This is a genomic window from Spirillospora sp. NPDC048823, assembly GCF_043198445.1.
Lineage (GTDB): Bacteria > Actinomycetota > Actinomycetes > Streptosporangiales > Streptosporangiaceae > Spirillospora.
The window spans coordinates 17,187-37,901 of the sequence record NZ_JBICUT010000005.1 but is presented as its reverse complement, the minus strand read 5'-3'; the positions used below and the strand labels follow the sequence as shown (position 1 = coordinate 37,901).

Genomic DNA, 20,715 nt, shown 5'->3' with positions numbered 1-20,715 from the left:
CTGCCCTTCGGGTGCCACCGGAATACGGCAGAAACGGGCCGCGCTCTTGATCATCGGCCGTAGACTCCAGGGGTTCGCGCTGGTTGGTGACGGTTTCCGGGGGTTCGGGTGGCGTCGATCGACCGGACGGCGTACCCGAGGTTCACGCGGGCGGTGTCTGCGCGGGAGCTGGCGGAGGTGTTCACTCCGTCAGCCGGCGAGGTGGAGTGGGCGCGCGGTAAGACGCAGGATGACCAGCACCTGCTGGCGTTGCTGGTGTGGCTGAAGGCCTACCAGCGGCTGGGGTACTTCCCGAAGCTCGCCGACGTCCCGGCGGTGGTCGCCGAGCACATCCGCAGTGTGGTCGGGTTGCCCGAGGGCGTGATGCTGGCTGAGGCCGCGGAGCGGTCGGCGAAGCGGCATCGGAGTTTCGTGCGCACCCGGATGGGCGTCACCTACGACGCGGCCGGGGTTCGGGCGGTGGCGGCCGAGGCGATCGGCAAGGCAGCGCAGGCGAAGGACAATCCGGCTGACTTGATCAACGTGGCATTGGAGGAGCTGGTCCGGGCGCAGTGCGAGCTGCCCGGTTACACGACGCTGGACGAGCTGACCAAGAAGATCCGCACCGAGGTGAACCGCGGGTTCTTCACGCTGGTGGCGGGCCGGGTCGATGCTGCGGCCCGGGCGGGGCTGGCCCGGCTGCTGGCGGTGGATCCGGTCTCCCGGCGCAGCGAGTACGACGGGTTGAAGGACGTGGCGCAGGCCGCGTCACTGGGCAAGTTCAAGGCCCGTCTGGCGTTTCTGCGGGACCTGGACGCGATCGGCCCGACCGAGGCCTGGCTGGAAGGCGTCCCGCCGGGCAAGGTCGCGCACTTCGCCGGTGAGGCGCGGGTGACCGACGTCGCGGACCTGCGCAAGGTGCTGGATGAGGACAAGCGGCTCACGTTGATCGTCAGCCTGCTGCACACGGCGCGGACCGGGGTCCGTGACGACGTGGTGACGATGTTCTGCAAGCGGATCGCGGCGATCCACAAGAAGGGCCGTGACCAGCTGGAGGCGCTGCGGGAGATCCACCGGGCGGAGTCAGAGCGGCTCTTGGGCGTGTTCGGCGACGTCCTGGACGGCGTCCGCGAAGCCACCACCCCAGCCGGGCAACAGCCCGACCAGGACGCGGCTGGCGCTGCGGGCGGGGCACCGGGGGACGTGGCCGAACGGGCCGGCCGTCTGGTGCTTAAGGCCCTGGAGCAGGCGGGTGGGCTGGAGGCGCTGGCAGCCGCGCACGAGGCGGTCTCAGCCCATCACGGCAACAACTACCTACCGCTGCTGGAGGCGCACTACCGCTCGCACCGCTCCGCTTTGTTCACGCTGGTGGAGTCGATCGATCTGGAGTCGACCAACGCCGACCGCAGCGTGCTGGACGCGGTGGAGTACCTGCAGGCCCAGCGGAACGCCCGCGCCGCGTTCGTCCCCGAACAGGTCACGGTGGAACAACAAGCCCCCGACGGCACGACGGTGATGGCGACGTTGTCGGCGGACGTGGACGCGTTCGCCTCAGCGATGTGGCGGAAGATCCTCAAGGATCCGGCCCGGCCAGGGATGCTGGTGCGCCGCCACCTGGAGGTGTGCGTGTTCTCCTACCTCGCCGCGGAGCTGCGGTCGGGGGACATCGCGGTGGCGGGGTCTGACTCCTACGCCAACCTGCACGACCAGCTCATGAGCTGGCAGGAGTGCGCGCCGCTGGTGGAGGAGTTCTGCGCCGAGGCCGGGCTCCCGACGGACGCTGCGGAGCTGACCGGCCACTACCGGGGGCTTTTGACCGAGGTCGCCGCAGGCGTCGACGCCGGCTATCCGGGCAACACCGACCTCGTCCTGGAAGGCGGCCGTCCGATCCTGCGGCGACGGAGGGGCGCCGAGCGCAGCAAGGAGGCGCTTCTCCTGGAGGAGGCGGTGCACGATCGGTTGCCGCAGCGGGACCTGCTGGACATCCTCACCCGCACCGCCTACCAGCTGGGCTGGCACCACAGCTTCGGGCCCGCCTCCGGATCGGACCCGAAGATCAAGGAAGCGCTCGGCCGGTACGTGCTCACGGTGTTCACCTACGGCACCCTGCTCGGCCCGGCCCAGGTCGCCGCGCATATGCGCGGCAAGGTCAGTGCTGCCGAGCTTGCCCGGGCCGCGAACCAGCACGCCACCAGCGAGAAGATCGCCAAAGCCTCCACCACGGTGATCAACGCGTTCAACCAGCTCGATATCGCCTCGGTGTGGGGTGACGGCAAGACCGTCGCCGCGGACGGTTCCCAGGTCGAGACGTGGGAGAACAACCTCCTTGCGGAAAGCCACATCCGGTACGGCGGCTACGGCGGTCTGGCCTACCGGCACATCTCCAACACCTATGTCGCCTTGTTCTCCCACTTCATCCCGTGCGGGGTGTGGGAGGCGGTCTACATCATCGAGGGCTTGTTGAAGAACGCCTCAGAAATCCAGCCCGACACCATCCACGCCGACACCCAAGGCCAGTCGCTGCCGGTCTTCGGCCTCGCAGCGCTCCTGGGGTTCGACCTGCTGCCCCGCATCCGCAACTGGCACGACCTGATCTTCTACCGGCCCACCCCGGAGACCGCCTACCAGCACATCGACTCGCTGTTCGGCGACGAGGCGATCGACTGGCGGCTCATCGAAACTCACTGGACCGACCTGCTGCGCACGGCGATCTCCATCCGGCAGAACCGGATCTCCTCGGTCACCCTGCTGCGCCGTCTGGGCAACCACTCTCGTAAGAACCGCCTCTACCGGGCCTTCCGCGAACTCGGCCGCGCCGTCCGCACCATCACGCTGCTGCGGTATCTGTCCGACCCGGACCTGCGCGAGCAGATCACCCAGGTCACCAACCGCAACGAAGCCTTCCACGGCTTCGCCGACTGGCTCATGTTCGGCGGCAAACTCATCGGCCACAACGACCCCGACTACCAAGAGAAGATCATCAAGTTCAACGAGCTGCTCGCCAACTGCGTGATCTACTCCACCGCCTGCGACATCACCGACGCCGCCAACGCCATCGCAGCCGAAGGCCGCCCCGTCGACCCCGACAACCTGGCCACCATCTCCCCCTACATCACCCATGTCATCCGCCGGTTCGGCAACTGGATCCTCAACCTCACCCCACCGGCCGCCACCCCGACCACGCAACTCGACCTCGAATCCCGCGTCCTGTTCGCCCCATGATCTAAAGCCAGGACTACCGAGACCCTCAACTGGAGGAAATCGTGGAAACCGACTACGAACGCAGACTTCGCGAGACAGTGGAGAAGATCAAGGCGCGCAGTTCCATACGAACGGAAAAATACGACCGGGGACCGTTGGCTGTTTACATGGAACGCGCCGAAGACGCATTTGAGATAATACGGAAAGTGGAGGATATTCCGCTATCCGAAGAACTGACTCGGAACTTTCACCGTCATTCCAGCCTCTTGTTCGCCTGGCGGGCTCTGGACCCGTTCAAGGCGATCGCAGGTGAATTCCGTATCATGCACATCGGCGAGGCGGTGATACGTGGCGTACCGAGATCGGTGATCAATCCGGCGGCCCCCGAAGAAGTGCGGCAACTGGTCGAGGAGTTCAAGATATTCGAGACCCATCCGGTGGGGGGGACCGGCACCTACTCCGCGCTGAGGCTCACCCGGAACCAGGACTCGTCGGAGATCTGGTACTTCGACATCAGGCAGGGTCCCACTCGGCTCCGCATCGGCTACGGCGACTACCTCGACGTTATGTTGCGCACCAGGGGTCTCTACGACTGGCAGTACCTCTTCGCGGAGCCGGATCCGGACAACTACGGGATGTGCGCCTCACTGCCCTACCTGCGCGACGGGCTCGACTTTCTTGCCCATGAATTCCCCGATGACGACCTGTCGGATCTCCGGGCCAGATTGGAGGAGCGTATGCGAATCACGGGCGAAGAATCGTAGAGGTGTGAGCCGGGTGAGGACAAAGGCCGCGCCAGTATTTTGATCTTGAGCGGTGTCACCAGTTCTGCTCCCCATGATCGACGGGCTTCGCCGCATCGTCTTTATGGACGGAGGTTTCTGGACGGTTTCGAGCCTGGTCGTTAGAGTGTCTGTCGATTTCCGAAGTCCTCTGCACAGATTTCCGAAGTCCTCTGCTCAGAGGGATGAGCGGGCTGGCCTCGTCAGTCGGCTGGCGGGGTGTCGTCGGTGGTTTCGGGGACGTAGCCGCATACCTGTGGGGCGCATTCGGGCTTGTGGTCACGGCCCCATAGGTAGGTGTCGCGTTCGGTGGAACGGGCGCGGTGTAGGAGGCGTAGCTGTTCTCGTCGGGGCACGGTCGGCGGCAGCGCGGCGAAGGTTTCCGGGAGTACGGCGAGCATGCCGCTGACCTGCTCGCCGTCGTACATCCGCAGCAGCACGGTGCACTGCCACCAGCGGATCTTCCCGCCGCTGGCATTTGAGTTGCCGGGCCAGTAATAGCTCGCCGGGTCCGGTACTAGGTAGTGGACGCCGTCGGGATCCAGGTGTTCCCGGAGCCATGGTCCGCCTTTGCCGAGTCCGAGTCGCAGCCGCCCGGCCTCGGTGTACAGAGCGCAGATGGCGTCGGTGTCGAGGGCTTTGAGGATGCGTGCTTCGGCTGGCAGCGGTTGGCGCCCGATCGGGGCTCTGACCGGCCAATGCCCCAGGAGAACACCGGCCCACTGCCTCAGCGTCATCGGCGACGGGCCCTTGCGGTGAGCTGTGAGCGGTGGCGGTGGCGTCCACGTCAGCCCCGCCTGTTCCACGTGACGCAGCATCCATGCGCGCCCTTCCGGGCCGGCGGTGTTCCAGGTCCAACTCATCGGCCGTTGCGCCATCGCCTGCTGGAAGCTGCTGAGGGAGGCGCCTTTGCGGGACGGCCGCCAGCGACGTGGCCGGGCGATTCCCGGCATGTTGTGGCACAGGTCGGCAAGGAACCTCATGCGGTCCAGGTCCTCCTCGACGGAGCTATCCTCCGACCTCCGCCGGGCATTCCCCGCCAGGCAGCGGATCTCGATGAACGCCTTGGCGGCTAGCAGCGCGGCCACGTCCCGATCGAGCCTGGCATCGCGGCGACTCATGCCGCTCCGCCTACACGTTCTTGGCCGGCGCGTTCGAGGACGCGGTACACCGTCGCCCGCCCGACGGAGAACACCTCCATCAGCTCGGCGATGGTGTACTCACCGGTGGCGTGCATGCGCACCAGCTCGGCCTGCTGCCGGCTGGTCAACTTCGGTGCGCGGCCCTTCAGCTTGCCGCGGGAGCGGGCGATGGCCATGCCCTCGCGGGTGCGCATCTTCAGCAGGTCGGCTTCGAACTCGGCGAACACCGCCAGCATGTTGAAGAACATCTTGGACATGGGGTCGGCCGGGTCGTAGATGCTGCCGCCAAGCGACAGCCGGACGCCGCGGGCGACCAGGGCGTCGCCGATGTCGCGGGCGTCGGGCACCGAGCGGGCCAGCCGGTCCAGCTTAGGGACGACCAGGGTGTCGCCGACGCGGACGGCCGCGAGGGCCTGGTCGAGGCCGGGTCGTTCCCGGTTGGTGCCGGTCAGTCCCTTGTCGAGATAGATGCGGTCTTCAGGCACGCCGAGTCCGAGAAGGATCTCGGTCTGGGCAGTGAGGTCTTGCAGGACGGTTGAGCAACGGGCGTAGCCGATGAGTTCTCCCACCCGCGCAGCGTACCGTTTAGCCCCCCTTCACCGGACAGATTCGCGGACTACCTATGTGAGACAGCGTCGCCGCAGGTCGCGTTCGCGTCCGGGCGCTCACCGTTGTTGTCCGGTGAGCGTTCCCCTAACGGACACCCCAACCCAAGATCATTCTCACCGCCAACGGCTGTCCGCAGGTTCCTCAACCCCGGTCAGGCCGAGGGGATCGCCGCCGCCAAGCGGCGCGAGGCCGAGAGGAAGATTCTGCCCGGAAAGCAGCGCATCGGCCGCCCCCGGGTCATCGGCCCCGCTGAACTCGCCGCCCTGCGGCGCCTGGTCGACGAGGGCGTCTCCGTCGCCGAAGCAGCCCGCACCCTCAGCGCGCTGACCAGCAGATACTTGAGCCACGGCCCGTTTCCGCCGTATTCCGGTGGCACCCCTTGAAGATCGGGCGTTCCACCGCCTATGCCCGCGCTCTCCGGCCTGTCAGGACACGACCGTTGAGTGCCAGGCTCAAGCCCCGAGCCTTGCTTGTGATCATTTGCGGGATGGTAGTGATCAACACCGACACCGTCACGGGGTTGCGGGCAAATGCCCATATCTGGGGGATGGTTTAGACTGGACGGAGTTGTTCGGCGAGGTCGGTCTCGTCCCAGATCCGCAGGACGCCATCATCCCCGCCGGTAACGAGAGAGGGACGGCCGTCGACGGTCGCCGCCTGCATCGCCGTGACGCGATACCCGGACGTGGGAATGCGGCCGACCAGGGTTCCGTCCTTGGCGTCCCGCAGGCGCAGCGAGTTCTGGATCGGCATCACCAATAGCGGACGACCGTCGACATTCGTCACCGCCATCGAGTCGGGGAGCCCTTCCTTTAGGAGAACAGGGCCGTAGAGGGGTTTGCCGGCGCCGAATGGCCAGGCGTAGAGCCCGACCTTCTTCACCACCGAGAAGGCCATCGCGTCCTGATCCAGCACGCACGTGGTCGCGGCCCGGATCGGGCCCGGGAACGGTGCGTACTCGCCGATTTCGGTGAGCGTTGTGGCGTCCCAGGCCGTGATCCTCTCCCCGAACCCGAGGATCAGGGTACGGTCGCCGTCCCGAACCAAGGCGAGCCGCCGCAGATTCGGTACGTGGCCGAGTACCGTGACGGCGCCGTCAGGCGCCCAGAGCCTGATCTCGTCCGAGTACAGCTGGTAGGTCACGAACGCCTCGTCGAGCGCGATGACAGCGGCCGTGTACGCGCCGCTGAGAGGCGTGCGGGCCACGATTTCGCCGCTGTCGAAATCCCACAGCGCCGGTTCCTGCTCATGGCCGCCCGCCGCCAGGAGCAGCCTTCCGCCGCGGGAGAGGGCCGCGAACGTGGTGAGGACGTTGTCCGCGTCGGGGAACGCGGCCATCCTCGGGTCTTCCGCGTGCACGTACGTCAGATCCGATGACGTCCAGCGCCCGGTCGACGGCGTCCACGCGCTGATGCCGTAGCCCCGGTCGTCGATGCAAAAGACCATCGAGGCGCCCGCGTGCTGGACGACCTGGACCTGGCCGATCAAAGCTCCGCCGGATTCGTCGTCCGTTGTGATCATCTGCGAGATGATAGTGATCCGTCCCCGGGGTGTTCAGGCGTTCGAGGAGTTCGGTGGCGGCGGTCCAGACCTCGCGGCGCTCCTCGCACATGTCCGGGGAGGGGCCAGCCGGAATACGCCTGAAAGGTATCGTCGGGTCACGTTGTAGGTCGACGAGGGCGTCTCCGTCGCCGAAGCAGCCCGCACCCTCAAGATCGGCAGATCCACGGCATACGCCGCACTCTCAGCGCGCTGACCAGCAGATACTTGAGCCACGGCCCGTTTCCGCCGTATTCCGGTGGCACCCCCCCTTGAGCTTGCCGCGGGAGCGAGCGATGGCCATGCCCTCCCTCGTCCTCATTAGAACTCCGGCCGCCGAGGCGGGCTGCTGATAATCGAGGCTGTCGCCATGCGGTAGACGTGCCACGCCGCGGTCAGGCGGCCTCAGGTGGGGGGCCTGTCAGACCTCGCCCCTACACTCCGGGCGCATGACTGCACTTGCTCTCTCCAGCCAACTCCCGGCCGGGCGCCTCTGGGACCTCGACCTTGTCACCGTCGACGGTCGTCTCCTCGTCATCTGCGCCGTCGAGCCGGAAGCGTGGGTCTGGGAGCCGTCCGAGGACCGATGGACGCGGTACCGGCTGGACATGCCGTACCGCCCCGACGACTTCCGCGCGATGGTCGGGCACCTCCCGTCCGACAATGACAAGGCCGCCGAGCTGTTCACCAGAGTCTGCGCCGCCGTCGTGGACGGTCGAATCGTGGTCGGTGGGGCCGAGTACCGAGAGTCCTTCGCGCAGTGGGATCTGGCCAGCGGAGCTGTCCGCGTGCACGCGCGTCTCAACCACGGCGGTACGGGGAAGGTAGCGACGGTGCGGCTGAACGGGCGACCGTTCTTCATCAGCTGCAGCGACCGTACATACATGTGGGATGCGGCACATACAGACACCAACGGTGCCACGGACGTCGAACCAGCCGTGCTCTACGGAGACCGGGACACCGTCACCGGGATCGCAGCTGGCACGCTGAACGGCCGCACGGTCGCGATCTTCGGCTGCGACGACGACAGTGTGGTGGTGTGGGACGTCGACACCCAGAGCGCCGTCAGAAAGTTTCCCTGTCCCGTGCCCGTGGCGGACGTCGGTCTGGCGACGGTGGACGGCCGCCTTCGGGTGGTGGCGGCCAGCGGGGACCGGGTGATCCTGGGGGACCCCGACACCGGGGCATGGGAGTGGGAAGGGCCGATCGACGAGGATTCGATCGAGTTTGACACAGAGTTCGCCGAAGAGGAGGAGGACTCTGTTTCCTGCATGGATGTCGGCGTCGTGGGCGGCCGTCCGGTCGCGGTGACCGGTTCGAAGGACGGGCGGGTGTGCGTGTGGTCGCTGGCGGAGCGCCGCCTCGTCCATGGGCCGTTCGACGAACACCACGGCAGGGAGGTTGTCGGCGTCCGCGTCGCTGATTGGGACGGTCGCACGGTCGCCATCACGGCGGGGCGGGACGGCCGGGTACTCGTGTGGGACCTCGAACGAAGCTGACGTCGTGCCTGGTGGCTCCCGGGGTGCTGCCTCCCGAACTGCTATCGACACGTTGCTGTGCGACGTGAACAAAGCCACCCGTTCGACTGTACGGGCGCGCGGCCTCTTTACGGAACACCACACCCATGGTCACTTGCGGCTCATCCGCTCACCATGATTTCCGGCTCAGCGCAGGAGCCGGACGCTTCGCGCGGTCTGGACCAGTACGGAGCCGTCACCGGGGACGAGACGCGCGGGCTCCTCTTCGTAGGGAGCCGTATCCGCGAGATCGTCGTCGGTGACGCCGAGCGGCTCGCCGCAGGTGTAGGTCCACCGGGCCTCGCCGGTCGTGGACTCCAGCGCGACGATCGTGCCGTCACGGGTGACGACGTGGACGACGCCGCCTGCCAGGGCCGGTGAGCCGACTGGGAAGCCGTCCAGGGGACTGCTCCAGGCCGGCTCGGCCGTCCGGGTGTTCACCGCGGTCAGCCGGGACTCGCCGGGCTCAAGGGGCGATCCGTCGGCGGCGTCCAGCTCCGCGGTCGCCGTGACGCACAGCAGCAGCCTGTCCGTGTACGCCGGAGCCTTGAACGGCTGGAAGTGGTACCGCCTGGGGAAGGGAGTCCAGGTCCACTCCTCGGTCCCGGTCTTGAGGTCGCATCCGACGAACTCCATGGCGTCCCACGGCCAGACATGCGGCCACGCACCATCCTCGTGGCCACGCAGCCGGGTGAACCACACCCGGCCCTCAGCGATCACCGGATGGGTCAGGCCGGGTACCTCCCAGTCGCCCGTGTTGTCGCCCATGTTTCGGGCGGGAGCGACGCATTCGGCGTTCTGCCGGTCGCCGATCGACCAGAGCCGCTCGCCGGTCCCATAGCGGAAGGCGTGCACCCCGCCGTGGACGTGATGGCCCTCGAAACCGTCCGTCACGACCATGATGCCGTCATGCGTGGCCGGTGGCGCGAGCAGGCTCGCCCCCGGAGCCTCCCACAGGCCGGTGCGGGTGGCCAGATCCACCGCATACGCGCCGTCCACGAGCAGGACGCCGTCGAACGCCGTGATGTGCTGGCCACCCCAGTCCCAGACACCGTTCACCTCGCCGGTCCGGCGGTCGAGCTCGACGATCTCTTCTTCGTGGAGGTGCAGAACTCCGGTCGCCGTGATGACCGCCGAGCCGGAGGGCGACGCGGGGCCCCACTCGTTCTGGTGGGACCACCTGGGCTCCCCGGTTCCAGCTTCAAGCCCGTGCACGCCGCCGTCCACGTCGAGGACCACGACGAGGTCGCCGTCCCAGGCGGGCGACCCGGTCAGTTCCGCCTCGCCCCGGAAGACCCAGGCCGTCTCGGGAGCACCGGAGATCGCCGCGCCGAGGTGTTCGCCGGTACGGCGCGCGTTTCCAAACGGAAGGATCATCCCACGGACTTTAGCCGCGAAGCGCCCCCGACCCATCCACTGTGTTGGGCCGGCGTCCGAGGCCGTAAGTCAGCGCGTTTGAACTCCCTCCTCATCCTCCACCACCCCACCGCCCAGGGTGTAGCCGGTCACGCTGACCCCCGGCGCGCCCACGCGCTCCTCCGCGCGTACCTCCACCTCGTTCCCCTCCGCCACGGCCGCCACGGGCTGCCTGGCGGTCAGATTCCACGCGGTGGCCGCCTGTTCAAAGCCGTCGTCATCGGGCAGGAGCACGCGCCCCTTGAGGACACCGCGCAGATCGTTGATCGTCATTGTCGTCTCCCTTTCGAGTTCTCAGAGAATGCGAAGGAACACCGTGAACCCCTTCGGGCGTGCAGACGTCAGGCGGGCTGCGCGGCGGACGCTGGGGCGGTGGCCTCCTGGGCCTTGCGGGCCTTGCTGGTCTCGCGGAGGATCAGCAGGCCGCTGACCGCGATCAGCGCCGAGGTCAGGCCGTGGATGCCGAACGCGGCGGCCATGGAGCCGTGGTGGGCCAGTACGGTGATCATGTCGCCGAACGGGGCGACGGCCACCATCAGCAGGACCCAGCCCAGGGCGCGGCGTTGGCCTGTCACCAGCAGGACGCCCATGGCCAGGCCCATCGCGAGTTCGCGGTTGCCCTTCACGTTGAGGAAGCCGCCGCCGTCGCCAGAGGGCCAGGTCGGCAGGCCGAAGCCCGGGGCGGACGTCTCGGGGGTCAGGATGAAGGACATCCCCAGGTAGAGGCTGAACAGGACGCTGGCGGTGGCCAGGACGGTGTTGATGTTCTTCAGCGACATGGTTCTTCCCTTTGACGTTCAGACGGGTCGGGGTTGGGTTCAGCCGCGGACGCGGCGGATGTGGCGGGCGTAGCGGGGGCGGCCGATGACGTGCCAGATGACGCGGACCGGGCCGGGGAGGCCGCTGAGGACGATGGCGCGCTCGGCCGGGTTCGCGTCTTCCAGGACGGCGCCGAAGAGCGTGAGCAGGGTGAGCTTGGGGGCGTTGTTCACCAGGTGGTCGCCCAGGGAGGCCCACTCCTGTTCGGTGATGTGCTTGGCCGCGAGCGGGAGGAGGGTGGCCTCCTCGTCGTCGAGGTGTTCCAGCAGGACCGCGCGGTGCTCGGTGAGGGCGGCCACGAGGGTGTCGCGTTCGCCGGCGCCGGCGGTGGCCTCCCAGGCGGGGAACGCGGCGTCCAGCCGGGTCAGGGTGGCCGCGATGCGTTCGTGCTGGGCCTGCATGCGCAGGACGATGTCGGCCTCCAGGTCCACCCGGGAAAGCAGCGGCGGCCACAGCAGCTCGTCCTCGCCCTCGTGATGGTTGTGCAGGCCCAGCCGGTAGACGCGGAAATGGTCGGCGATCACCTTGGCGCGAGCGGTGTCGCCCGGGGTGACGGCCGCGACGAGCTCCACCAGCAGCCGTGACTCACGGCGGAGCACGCGGTGGACGATCTCCATCTCCCGGGTGTCGACGCTCATCTGTTCCCGCCCTTCATCGGTTGCGACATGTTCAGGCTGCTCCCGGGTGTTTGGAGGGGACTTGGAGCCGACTTGGAACCGTCCACGTACGATGTGCGGATCATGGTCTTCATCCGGGTGCTGGGCGCGTTCGCGACCGAGGTGAACGGTGAGTCCGTGCACCTGGGCGGGCCGCGGCAGCGGGCCGTGCTGGCGTTGCTGGTGGCGGCGCGTGGGCAGGTCGTGCCGGTCGAGCGGATGATCGAGGACCTGTGGCGCGGGGAGCCGCCCGCGCGGGCGCTGACGTCCCTGCAGGCGTACGTGTCCAACCTGCGCCGGCTGGTGGAGCCCGGGCGTCCGCCGCGCACGCCGGCCCGGCTGCTGGTGAGCGCGTCGCCCGGTTATGCGCTGCGGCTGCCGCCGGAGTCGGTGGACGCGTGGCGGTTCGAGGACCTGCTCGACCAGGCCCGTACGGACACCGACCCGCGCGCCGCCCAGGCTCGGCTCGCCGAGGCGCTCGGACTGTGGCAGGGCCCGGCGTTCGCCGAGGTCGCCGACGAGCCGTGGGCCGCCGCCGAGACGGCCCGGCTGAACGAGCTGCGCCTGGTCGCCACCGAACTGCACGTCGCGGCGGGTCTGCGAATCGGCGACTCCGCCGCGGTGGTGCCCGATGCCGAGCGGCTCACCCGCGACGAGCCGCTGCGCGAGGAGGGCTGGCGGCTGCACGCCCTGGCACTGTGGAGCAGCGGCCGCCAGGCCGACGCCCTGGCGACGCTCCGCCGCGCCCGCGGCATCCTCGCCGAGGAGCTCGGGCTCGACCCTGGCCCGGACCTGACGGCGTTGGAGGAGGCGATCCTCACCCAGCGCACGGACGTCATGCGCGAGACCGTGCCACCGCCACCGCCGACCGCACCGCTGCCGCGGCCGGCTCCGATCATCGAGGCGCCGTTCGTCGGACGCGAGGCACAGCTGTCGGCACTGGTCACGGCCGCCGCCCAGGCCACTACCGACGGCGCCCGCATCGCCCTTGTCACCGGCGAGGCCGGGCTCGGCAAGTCGACGCTGCTGGAACACCTCGGCAGGCGGCTCGAACGTGACGGATGGCTGGTCGCCGCCGGGCACTGCCCCGAGGTCGACAGCGCGCCGCCCGCGTGGGCCTGGACCGAGGCGCTCAGAGCCGTCGCCGCGACCATGTCCCCGGGCGAGTTCGCAGACGACCTCGCGCCGCTGCTCACCGACACCGGACCGGTGAACGACGACGCCACCGCGGGACGGTTCCGGCTTCGCCAAGCCGTGTGGAAGTGGCTCGCGGCGGTCGCCGCGGAACGCCCGGTCGCCCTCGTGCTGGACGACCTGCACTGGGCGGACGCCGCCACGCTGGAACTGCTCGGCGGCGGCCTCGGCACGCGGGCCCCGATCCTGGTCGTCGCCGCGTACCGCGCGGACGAGAGCGGGCACCTCACCCAAACGCTGGCCTCCCTCGCGCGCGCCACGCCCCTCCGCCTGGCGCTGCCGGGGCTGAACGACGAGGCCGTCGCGGAGCTCGTACGGACCGAATGCGAGGCCGACGAGGAGACCATCGCCGGGATCGCCGAGCGCACCGGCGGCAACCCGTTCTACGTGCGCGAAAGCGCCCGGCTGCTGAACGGCGAAGGCGCGCTGGTCGCCCTCTCCGAGGTCCCCGAGGGCGTACGGGACGTCCTCCGCCGCCGGCTCGCACGGCTGCCCGAAGGCGGCGTGTCCATCCTCCGGCTCGCCGCGGTCGCAGGCCGGGAAAGCTCAGTTGACGTCCTGGTCAAGGCCGCCGACACCGACGAGGACGGTGTGCTGGACGCGCTGGACGCTGGCGTCATCGCCGGGCTCCTCGACGAGCCCGGCCCGGGCCACATCCGCTTCGTCCACGCCCTCGTCAGGGACACGCTCGTCGCCGACGTCAGCAGGTTGCGTGCCACCCGGATGCACGCCCGGATCGCCGCCGCTCTTGAAGGCACCGACGACATCGCGGCGCTGGCCCACCACTACGCGCGCGCCGGCTCACCGAAGGCCGTCGGCTACTGCGTCCGGGCCACCGAGCTTGCTGAGGCCCGCTACGCCCACGACGTGGCGGCCGACCTCCTCACCGACGCCGTCACCAACTCGACCGGACCGGACGAACGCGTCGAACTGCTCGGCAGGCTGCTGCGCGCACAGATCCGGGCTGGAGCCGTCGGAGCCGCCCGCGAGACCCGCCGTGAAGCCGTGGAGTACGCGGAGTCACTGGGCCGCGACGACCTGATGATCGCAGCTTTCACCGCGTGGACAGAGCCGACCGTCTGGCAGGTCCGTACGTATGGCACGGTGGACCGGCCCATCGTCGACCGCCTGAGCCGCCTGCTGGAGCGCGACCTGCCCCCTTCGGTGCGGTCCCGGCTCCTGACGGTGTACGCGAACGAACTGGTCGGCGAGGACGACCCGACCGTCTTGGAGGCAGCGCGGGAGGCACTCGACCTCGCCACCGGACCCCGGCTGCGGGCCGCGGCACTCGAGATCCTGGTCGGGGTCCACGGCGACGCCGAGCTCTGCCGGGAGCTCGTGGAGATCGGCACCGAGCACGATCTGCCGGTCTACCGCATCACCGGGCTGCTCAACCATGCCTGTGCCGCCGCCGAAGCCAACGACCCGGTGACCATGCACCAGGTGATCACCGAGGCCCTGGAACTCGCGCGCGCCTACCGGGTGCCCGAGGCGATCGCCGTCGCCGAGATCACGCTGGCGACCCTGGCGCTCATCGAAGGCCGGCTCGCCGACGCCGAACTCCTCTACCTCAAGGTCGACGAGGGCATGCGGCGCATCGGGTCGGTGCACGCCACGGGCTTTCTGCAACTCGCCCTGGCCACGATCTGGCTGAACGACGGCACGCTCGGCGCGCACCTGGACGACGTGCGCGCACTCCACGCCGCGCTCGGCCCCATGACCTCCGACCTGCTCGCGCTCGCCCTCCACGCCAACGGCCTGGACGCCGAAGCCCGCGCGGTCCGCGCGTCACCCAGCCCGATCCGCCCCGACTTCTTCTTCACCTTCTTCGCAACGTTGCGGGCGATGGCCATCGTCGCCTTGAACGATTGCGCCGCCGCCGAGGAGATCTACGCGACGCTGCTTCCGCACCGCGACGGCCCCCCGGCGGGCGCGACGAGCCTGTCGGTGGCGCTGCGCCCGGTCGCTCACACCCTCGGCGAGCTGGCCGTCTTCCTCGGCCGCGACCACCAGGCCGCCGCCCACTTCGCTCAGGCCGCCGCCATCGCCGACCGGTGGAACGCCCCCCACTGGGCCGCCGAGGTCCGGTCGCGAACGACCACCTAGCCTCTGCCTACGGCGCCGCACATCTGCAGCGTCCGGCGTCCAGATCAGGGTGTGGTGAGGACTTTGGAGTCGGCTGGAGTGAACCATGTGGCCTCCATCGCCCGCTGCGCCGTGTAGGCGCTGGACGCTGGGCGAAGGGAGCCTTGAAATGGGAGGACCTGGGGCGGACGGGTGTGCCAGTCTGGCGAGCCGATCATGGAGGAGGCCCTATGCCGGACGGAGATGACGCGTCGTTTCTCGGGGCGTTCAGTCAGCGGCTGCACAGCGGTGACCTGGGTGTCGTGTGCGATGCGCTGAGCGATTATACAGCAGGCGCAGGCGGACACCAGGTGGGGAGTGGATAACCCGTACTGGCCACTGAACAACGAGGTGCTTTTCATCGCCCGCGACCTCCTGGACCGGTCGTCCAGGCTCGATGACGAGAACCGGCATCGGGCGCTCTCCTGGTCGCTCACCATGGTGTGGCACCTCGGCGAAGACGCGGACGCCGACCGGATCGCCGAGATTCTGGAAACCACCTCGGACCCCAGGCTGCGGGAGGAAGCGGTGATGGCCGCGTCCACCGCTCTCGGGGACGCGGAGGAGCCGAACCCTCGGCTCCTGGCGGCCGTTCGCGCGATCGCCCTCGACGAGAGCCTGGACGCGCGGGATCGCTGCTCCGTCATCCATGCCCTGAGCGACCTCGACATGCCCGAGGTGGAGGCCCTCTTCATTCGCCTCACCGAGTCCGGTGACCTCAAGGTCCAGGTCAGCGCCGCCGGACAGCTGACATCGTCGCCCAAGAAGGTTCGTGTGCACCGCGAGCTGCTCCAGCAGCTCTTCGACTCCTGGCCAGAGGACGCCGGCCCCTTTTCCAGGAACGTTCGTGATGCGCTCGTGGGCTTCCACAGCACGTACTGGAAGGACGCCCACCTGGACGACCCGGCCCTCCGGAACGCTCACGACGAGCTGCGGTTCCCGCTGACCGACCAGACGTGCCTGGAGGCGTTCACCACGCTGCTGCGCAGCGACGACCCGGTCGCCGTGGGCATCGCGCTCGACCACTACGAACACTGGGAAGGGCTGCGGCACGTCCTGGATGACTCCGCCCTGGCGGACGCCTATCTGCCCGAGGTTCTGGAGCGCGCCCGCGAGGTGCTCCGTCGTCCGATCTCGCCCGCCGAGGTGAGCGCGCTGAACATGATCGGGGCGCAGCACGCGAAACCGGGTGACGCCGACCTGCTGGTGGACATCCTCGGCCGGACGGATTCCGACACGGTCCGGCATGAGGCCATCTGGATGGCGTACGGGCTCTTCGGCGAGGCCGAGACCGCAGACACCCGGCTCGTCGAGGCGGTGAGCGGTGTGATCTTCGACCCGTCCTCCGCCTCCCACGGCACCAAGGAGACGGCGATCCGGATCCTGGCCGACGGGCTCGGCGCGGGCGCCGACGACGTCCTTCTGCGTGCGATTCGCGAGGGAGAGCCGGACGTGCAGGTGCACGCGGTCTCCTACCTGGTGAAGACCGGCGGCCTGGACCGCCACCGTGCGGTCATGGAAGACCTGGCCGAAAGCTGGGAGGAGCATCCTCCGGTGCGCTTCCGGGGCCAGAGCCCCATCGACCTGGTCTTCGGAAAGCCGCACAGCGTTCACTGGGAGGGGCACCGGCTGCAGGACCCGGACCTGCACCGCGCGCACAGAAGGCTACGCCTCCCCACGGCGGACGAGGCATACCACGACGCCATGCGCACGATGCTCGTAAGCGGCGACGTGGCCGCCGTCGGCATCGCCCTGGACCATTGGTGGGACCCGGAAGGCGCCCTCGCACGAGGTGGCGAAGAGGCACGGCAACCGGCGAGGGCGCTCGTCCTCACGCTGATCCAGGAGATCCTGCGGGACCCGCCGTCCCCGCCCGAGCTCAGCCGCGACTACGGCCCCCGCGCCGCCCACCTCACCGCCCTGTCGGCGCTGAGGATCGCCGCGAAGGACGACCTGTCCGTGCTCGCCGACTCGCTCGAGAGCGCCGGCTCGCTTCGCGACCAGATCCTCGACACCATCAGAGACGTGCTCTGGTCCGTCGACCACTCCCACCCCCGGCTCGTCCAGGCTCTCGGGGACATCGTGTGCGACGAAGCCGTCCCAACGAGCGAGCGCAGCCAGGCCTTGCATCTGCTGGGGGAGTTCCGGAGCGACAACTCCATCGACGTCCTCTTGAGCGCGACCCGCTGCCCCGAGTTGGAGATCCAGGCGGCCGCCGCCCTGGTCCTCATACGGGATGAGACATTCGAAGAGCACCGTCGGATGCTCCAGGCCCTCGCCGCGAGCTGGCCCACGGAAGACGTCCCGACCGAAGTCATCGAAGTGCGCGAGTCTCTCGAAGACTTGGATGAAGAGTAGGGCCCCCTGGCGCACGGTCACACGACGTGCCCGCCGTCCACCTCCGCATTCAAGTCACCCGGGATGACCATGGCCGGCTTGTAAGAATTCTCCACGGGGGCCGGCGCGCCGAGGTAGGAGAACACGCACACCTCCAGATGGCGGCGCACCAGCATCACCGGCCGGGCCGGGTCCTTGAGGATCTTCCGCCACATCCCCGAGGCGAACGCGTCCACGTCCGCAGGTCTCCGCCGTGGCGGACGGCAGTCGTTCACGGACGAGTTCGGCAAAGCGAGAAGCCGAGATCATCGGCGGATGGTGTCACATCCCACAGACGCTTGCGAAATCACGGCCGAGGCCGGTACCGGGGCCGGCCGCGGCCAGATACCTGGCGGTGGTCAACTGCAGAGCGAACCTCAGCCGGTCGCCGTCTGCGTCGCAGCCGGGAACCGCGTCCGGTCTGTGCCTCAGCCGCTCTCGCCGATGTCCTCGGGGGCGGGGAAGGGGAGGCGGTCGACGGCGCCGCGGCGGCGGCGTTCGGGGCGGCGGTCGTAGCGGGCGGTGGTGGCCGGGGAAGCGTGCCCGACCAGCTGCTGGACGGTGGAGAGGTCGACGCCCTGGTCGAGGAGGTCGCCGATGAACGTCCGCCGGAAGTCGTGCGGGGTCATCGGCGGCAGGGCGGCCTGCCTGCGGCGTTTGACGACCGCGTTGCGCACCGCCGCGTCGGTCATCGGGCGGTGCTGGACCGCGCCCGACCTGTGCACCGGCTTGAACAGCGGCCCGGACGGGCGGTCGTCGGCCGCCAGCCACGCGCCCAGCAGCGCGGCGGCGCCCTCGTGGACGTATTCCAGCCGCTGCTTGTCGCCCTTGCCGGAGATCCGCAGCGACCGCTCGCCCGGGTCGTAGTCCTCGCGGCGCAGGGCGGCGACCTCGGCGCGGCGCGCGCCGGTCGTGTAGAGGACGGCCAGGAGCGCGGCGTCGCGTGTGCCCGCCGGTGACCGGTCGGCGGCGCAGGCCCGCAGCAGCGCGGTGAACTCGGCGGCGTGGACGCTGCGCCCGGCGGGCAGCCGCGTCCCGCGGAAGTTCGCGACCGCCCTGGCCCGCTGGTAGTCGTCGGTGGACATCTCGCCCAGCCGCCATGCCGTGCGCAGCACCCCCCGCAGCGCCGACAGATGCAGGTTGCGGTAGGAGGGCGACCACGGCACCTGTTCCCCGGCCGGGCCCTGCGTGGTCTGCCGGCCGATCAGCGCCCGCAGGCCGGCCGTGTGCTCGGCCCGCATCCGCTCCCACGCGAACCTCTCCCCCGGCGCCGGGCCCGGCTCGTGTCCCGACGCCGTGTGCAGCATCGCGGCGAGGCGGTGCAGGCACGCGCCCATCGCCCGCCGCGACCTGGGGCTCTCCAGCGAGGCGACGTAGACCTGGAAGGTGTTGCGCGTGGACGGCGCGGGGCGCACCTCGGGGGCACCGGCGACCGGCTGGAGATCGTCCATGGCGGCAGCCTAGCGGCTGGCTTCTGAGAACGTGCATTGTCGTCAGTTAGACGTCCTGGTTTTCCAGGTGTTCTTATTTTCTGGAAATAGGAATACAGAAAAAGCTAGGATACGTGTGTGACCATGAGTGAACAGCCCGTGCAGGCGGCCGAGCGCGCCTGCCGGTATTGCGGCCGGCCCGTCCCGCAGCGCGAGGGGCGCGGGCGCCCGCGCGAGTACTGCCTGGACGGCGGCTGCCAGTCCCGCGCCAAGCGGGAACGGGAGCTGCGGCGCGCCACCCCCGGTCTGGAGGGCGCTCTGGCGCGGGCCGAGGACCTGTACGAACGCATGGAGCAGGGCCTCGCCGCGGCGCTGGCGCCGCTGGCCGAGGCCCTGGACGCGGAACTGTCCCCGCGCGGGGTGGAGGCGCGCATCAGCGCCGTCCGCGCCGAGGCGCAGCGGACCGTGGCCGCCGCGCTGGCCGACCGGGAGGACGCCGCCGGGCGGGCCTCCCGCGCCGAGGAGGCCGCGGAGAAGGCGCGGGAGGCCGCCCGAGCCGCCCGCGAGGACGGCCGGCGGGCCGGACGGGAACGCGACGACGCCGTCCAGGCGGCGGAGCAGGCCCGGTCCGAGGCCGACGCGGCCGTGCAGGCCGCCCATGACGAAGCCGAGCGGACGGTCCAGGCCGTGCGCGCGGAAGCGGATCAGCGCGTCCGGCAGGCCCGCCTGGACGCCGACCGCGCCACCGCCGAGGCGCACGCGCAGGCCGAGCAGGCCCGGCTGGACGCCCAGGACGCGCGGTCACTGGCCGCCGAGGCCGGCCGCACCGCCGAGGCCGCCCGGCGCGACGCGGAGCAGGCCCGGGCGGAGGCGGTCGGCGCCCGCGAGGCGCAGTCCCGTGCCGAGGGGGTGCGGGCGGCCGAGGAGGCACGCGCCCAGGCGGCCGGGCAGGCCCGCGAGCGCGCCGACCAGCGCGCCGACGCGGCGCAGCGCGAACGCGCGGAGGCGGTCGCCGCGCTGGAGGCCGCCCGCGCCGAAATCGGACGCCGCCGCCAGAGCGCGGACGAGGCGCACGTCCGGGCCGAGGGCGCCCGCGCGGAGGCGTCGGACGCGCGTGCGCTGGCCGAGCGGCTGCGTGAGGAACTCGGCGAGGCCCGCCTCGACCTGCGCGCCGAACAGGCGCGTTCCGCCGAGCTGGCCCGCGAGCGCGACGCCGCCCGCACCGAGGCGGGCGCCCAGCGCGAACGCGCCATCGTCGCCGAACTCGCCGCCCGCGACTCCTGACCGCCCCCTCGGCGGTCCGCGCACGGTGCGGCGGGGGTGGACGCGCCGCGCGCGGCCCGCGACCGGCCGCCGTGCGGGACGGTCACCGCCCGCGTGCCGTGAGACCGAGGCCGGGGATGAGGACGGCGGCGACGAGCAGGTGCATCGCGGCCAGGATCGCCGCGCTCGCGGTGTCGGCGGCACTGCCGAGCGGCCCGGTCATCGACAGGGCGAGCACAGCGACGGCGGCGATCGTCCAGACCCGTCCTGGCCGGCCGACGGTCCGTTCCAGCAGCGCGAGCAGGGCCCAGGCGGCCAGCCCCGCGAGCAGGCCCGCGACGGCGACCGGGACCGCGCCGACGGGTTGGGCGTCGCCGCCGGTCGCGGCGGACGGCGCGTGCCCGGCCACCGGGCCGGCCAGGGTCCACAGGAGGAGCGCGGCGGCCGTGGCGCCCGCGACGGTCAGTGTTCTGCGGGCGGGGCCGCCGTTCGGCTTGTGATTCTCCTTCGATGCCGGCGGGTTCACGGCCGGTGCCTTCATGGCTGCTCTGTTCATGGCCTCAGCGTCGCCGCGGCGCCGCGGCGACCGCATCGGGCGCGGGGCCAGGATGGGTCCGACCGCCGTGGGGGCGGGCACCGACTTTGGTCGGTGTCGGCGCCGTGACGTG

16 protein-coding genes are annotated in these 20,715 nt (G+C 70.1%); 6 read left to right on the top strand and 10 right to left on the bottom strand.

The features are described from left to right. Positions 1-108: 108 nt before the first annotated feature. Entirely contained in the window at positions 109-3,201 is a 3,093-nt protein-coding gene (locus tag ACGFK0_RS13520; RefSeq protein WP_392904166.1) for a Tn3 family transposase, read from the top strand. Positions 3,202-3,242: 41 nt separating this feature from the next. Next, positions 3,243-3,944 carry a hypothetical protein gene (locus ACGFK0_RS13515; protein ID WP_392904164.1) on the top strand — a complete coding sequence of 234 codons (702 nt, stop codon included), beginning with the start codon at positions 3,243-3,245 and terminating at the stop codon, positions 3,942-3,944. Between the two features lie 221 nt (positions 3,945-4,165). Here the strand turns inward: ACGFK0_RS13515 and ACGFK0_RS13510 are convergent, their stop codons facing one another. The 3 genes from ACGFK0_RS13510 to ACGFK0_RS13500 form a co-directional block, all read right to left on the bottom strand. Continuing rightward, positions 4,166-5,083 (bottom strand): hypothetical protein, encoded by a 918-nt coding sequence (locus tag ACGFK0_RS13510; protein WP_392904162.1) that lies wholly within the window; start codon positions 5,081-5,083, stop codon positions 4,166-4,168. Next, positions 5,080-5,673: a recombinase family protein gene (locus tag ACGFK0_RS13505; RefSeq protein WP_392904159.1), complete on the bottom strand. Its 594-nt coding sequence runs from the start codon at positions 5,671-5,673 to the stop codon at positions 5,080-5,082. Before ACGFK0_RS13505 ends, ACGFK0_RS13510 begins: the two co-directional genes overlap by 4 nt. A 592-nt stretch (positions 5,674-6,265) precedes the next feature. Further along, on the bottom strand, positions 6,266-7,234 hold the full coding sequence (locus ACGFK0_RS13500; RefSeq protein ID WP_392904157.1) for a WD40 repeat domain-containing protein: 969 nt from the start codon (positions 7,232-7,234) through the stop codon (positions 6,266-6,268). Positions 7,235-7,701: 467 nt separating this feature from the next. On the opposite strand from ACGFK0_RS13500, the gene ACGFK0_RS13495 reads away from it, so the two are divergent. Further along, complete coding sequence (locus ACGFK0_RS13495) at positions 7,702-8,751, top strand: hypothetical protein (protein WP_392904155.1); 1,050 nt, start codon at positions 7,702-7,704, stop codon at positions 8,749-8,751. Positions 8,752-8,916: 165 nt separating this feature from the next. Here ACGFK0_RS13495 and ACGFK0_RS13490 read toward each other — a convergent pair whose 3' ends face one another. The 4 genes from ACGFK0_RS13490 to ACGFK0_RS13475 form a co-directional block, all read right to left on the bottom strand. Beyond that, on the bottom strand, positions 8,917-10,146 hold the full coding sequence (locus ACGFK0_RS13490; protein WP_392904153.1) for a PQQ-binding-like beta-propeller repeat protein: 1,230 nt from the start codon (positions 10,144-10,146) through the stop codon (positions 8,917-8,919). 69 nt (positions 10,147-10,215) lie between these two features. Beyond that, positions 10,216-10,458 (bottom strand): hypothetical protein, encoded by a 243-nt coding sequence (locus ACGFK0_RS13485; protein WP_392904150.1) that lies wholly within the window; start codon positions 10,456-10,458, stop codon positions 10,216-10,218. Positions 10,459-10,526: 68 nt separating this feature from the next. Then, positions 10,527-10,964 (bottom strand): DUF4267 domain-containing protein, encoded by a 438-nt coding sequence (locus ACGFK0_RS13480; RefSeq protein WP_392904148.1) that lies wholly within the window; start codon positions 10,962-10,964, stop codon positions 10,527-10,529. Between the two features lie 39 nt (positions 10,965-11,003). Then, entirely contained in the window at positions 11,004-11,642 is a 639-nt protein-coding gene (locus tag ACGFK0_RS13475) for a hemerythrin domain-containing protein (protein ID WP_392904145.1), read from the bottom strand. A gap of 72 nt (positions 11,643-11,714) precedes the next feature. Here ACGFK0_RS13475 and ACGFK0_RS13470 point away from each other — a divergent pair, with 72 nt between their 5' ends. Both ACGFK0_RS13470 and ACGFK0_RS13465 read left to right on the top strand, forming a co-directional pair. Beyond that, a complete protein-coding gene (locus tag ACGFK0_RS13470; protein WP_392904142.1) occupies positions 11,715-14,960 on the top strand; it encodes a BTAD domain-containing putative transcriptional regulator in 3,246 nt (1,081 codons plus the stop codon). Between the two features lie 336 nt (positions 14,961-15,296). Further along, positions 15,297-17,336, top strand: coding sequence for a hypothetical protein (locus ACGFK0_RS13465; protein WP_392904140.1), 2,040 nt, complete (start codon positions 15,297-15,299; stop codon positions 17,334-17,336). A 17-nt stretch (positions 17,337-17,353) separates the two neighbouring features. On the opposite strand, the gene ACGFK0_RS13460 is transcribed toward ACGFK0_RS13465, so the two are convergent. Together ACGFK0_RS13460 and ACGFK0_RS13455 are read right to left on the bottom strand one after the other, a co-directional pair. Further along, positions 17,354-17,551 (bottom strand): hypothetical protein, encoded by a 198-nt coding sequence (locus ACGFK0_RS13460; RefSeq protein WP_392904138.1) that lies wholly within the window; start codon positions 17,549-17,551, stop codon positions 17,354-17,356. Between the two features lie 231 nt (positions 17,552-17,782). Continuing rightward, on the bottom strand, positions 17,783-18,805 hold the full coding sequence (locus ACGFK0_RS13455) for a tyrosine-type recombinase/integrase (RefSeq protein ID WP_392904136.1): 1,023 nt from the start codon (positions 18,803-18,805) through the stop codon (positions 17,783-17,785). A 123-nt stretch (positions 18,806-18,928) separates the two neighbouring features. Here ACGFK0_RS13455 and ACGFK0_RS13450 point away from each other — a divergent pair, with 123 nt between their 5' ends. Then, on the top strand, positions 18,929-20,068 hold the full coding sequence (locus ACGFK0_RS13450; RefSeq protein ID WP_392905104.1) for a hypothetical protein: 1,140 nt from the start codon (positions 18,929-18,931) through the stop codon (positions 20,066-20,068). 82 nt (positions 20,069-20,150) lie between these two features. Here ACGFK0_RS13450 and ACGFK0_RS13445 read toward each other — a convergent pair whose 3' ends face one another. After that, positions 20,151-20,603: a DUF6069 family protein gene (locus ACGFK0_RS13445; RefSeq protein ID WP_392904133.1), complete on the bottom strand. Its 453-nt coding sequence runs from the start codon at positions 20,601-20,603 to the stop codon at positions 20,151-20,153. Positions 20,604-20,715 lie beyond the last annotated feature (112 nt).

What these genes read in the sequence shown, in the direction of transcription:
- ACGFK0_RS13480 (WP_392904148.1), bottom strand. Translation starts at nt 10,964, where the DNA reads ATGTCGCTGAAGAACATCAACACCGTCCTGGCCACCGCCAGCGTCCTG.
- ACGFK0_RS13485 (WP_392904150.1), bottom strand. Translation starts at nt 10,458, where the DNA reads ATGACGATCAACGATCTGCGCGGTGTCCTCAAGGGGCGCGTGCTCCTG.
- ACGFK0_RS13475 (WP_392904145.1), bottom strand. Translation starts at nt 11,642, where the DNA reads ATGAGCGTCGACACCCGGGAGATGGAGATCGTCCACCGCGTGCTCCGC.
- ACGFK0_RS13510 (WP_392904162.1), bottom strand. Translation starts at nt 5,083, where the DNA reads ATGAGTCGCCGCGATGCCAGGCTCGATCGGGACGTGGCCGCGCTGCTA.
- ACGFK0_RS13490 (WP_392904153.1), bottom strand. Translation starts at nt 10,146, where the DNA reads ATGATCCTTCCGTTTGGAAACGCGCGCCGTACCGGCGAACACCTCGGC.
- ACGFK0_RS13500 (WP_392904157.1), bottom strand. Translation starts at nt 7,234, where the DNA reads ATGATCACAACGGACGACGAATCCGGCGGAGCTTTGATCGGCCAGGTC.
- ACGFK0_RS13445 (WP_392904133.1), bottom strand. Translation starts at nt 20,603, where the DNA reads ATGAACAGAGCAGCCATGAAGGCACCGGCCGTGAACCCGCCGGCATCG.
- ACGFK0_RS13495 (WP_392904155.1), top strand. Translation starts at nt 7,702, where the DNA reads ATGACTGCACTTGCTCTCTCCAGCCAACTCCCGGCCGGGCGCCTCTGG.
- ACGFK0_RS13455 (WP_392904136.1), bottom strand. Translation starts at nt 18,805, where the DNA reads ATGGACGATCTCCAGCCGGTCGCCGGTGCCCCCGAGGTGCGCCCCGCG.
- ACGFK0_RS13450 (WP_392905104.1), top strand. Translation starts at nt 18,929, where the DNA reads ATGAGTGAACAGCCCGTGCAGGCGGCCGAGCGCGCCTGCCGGTATTGC.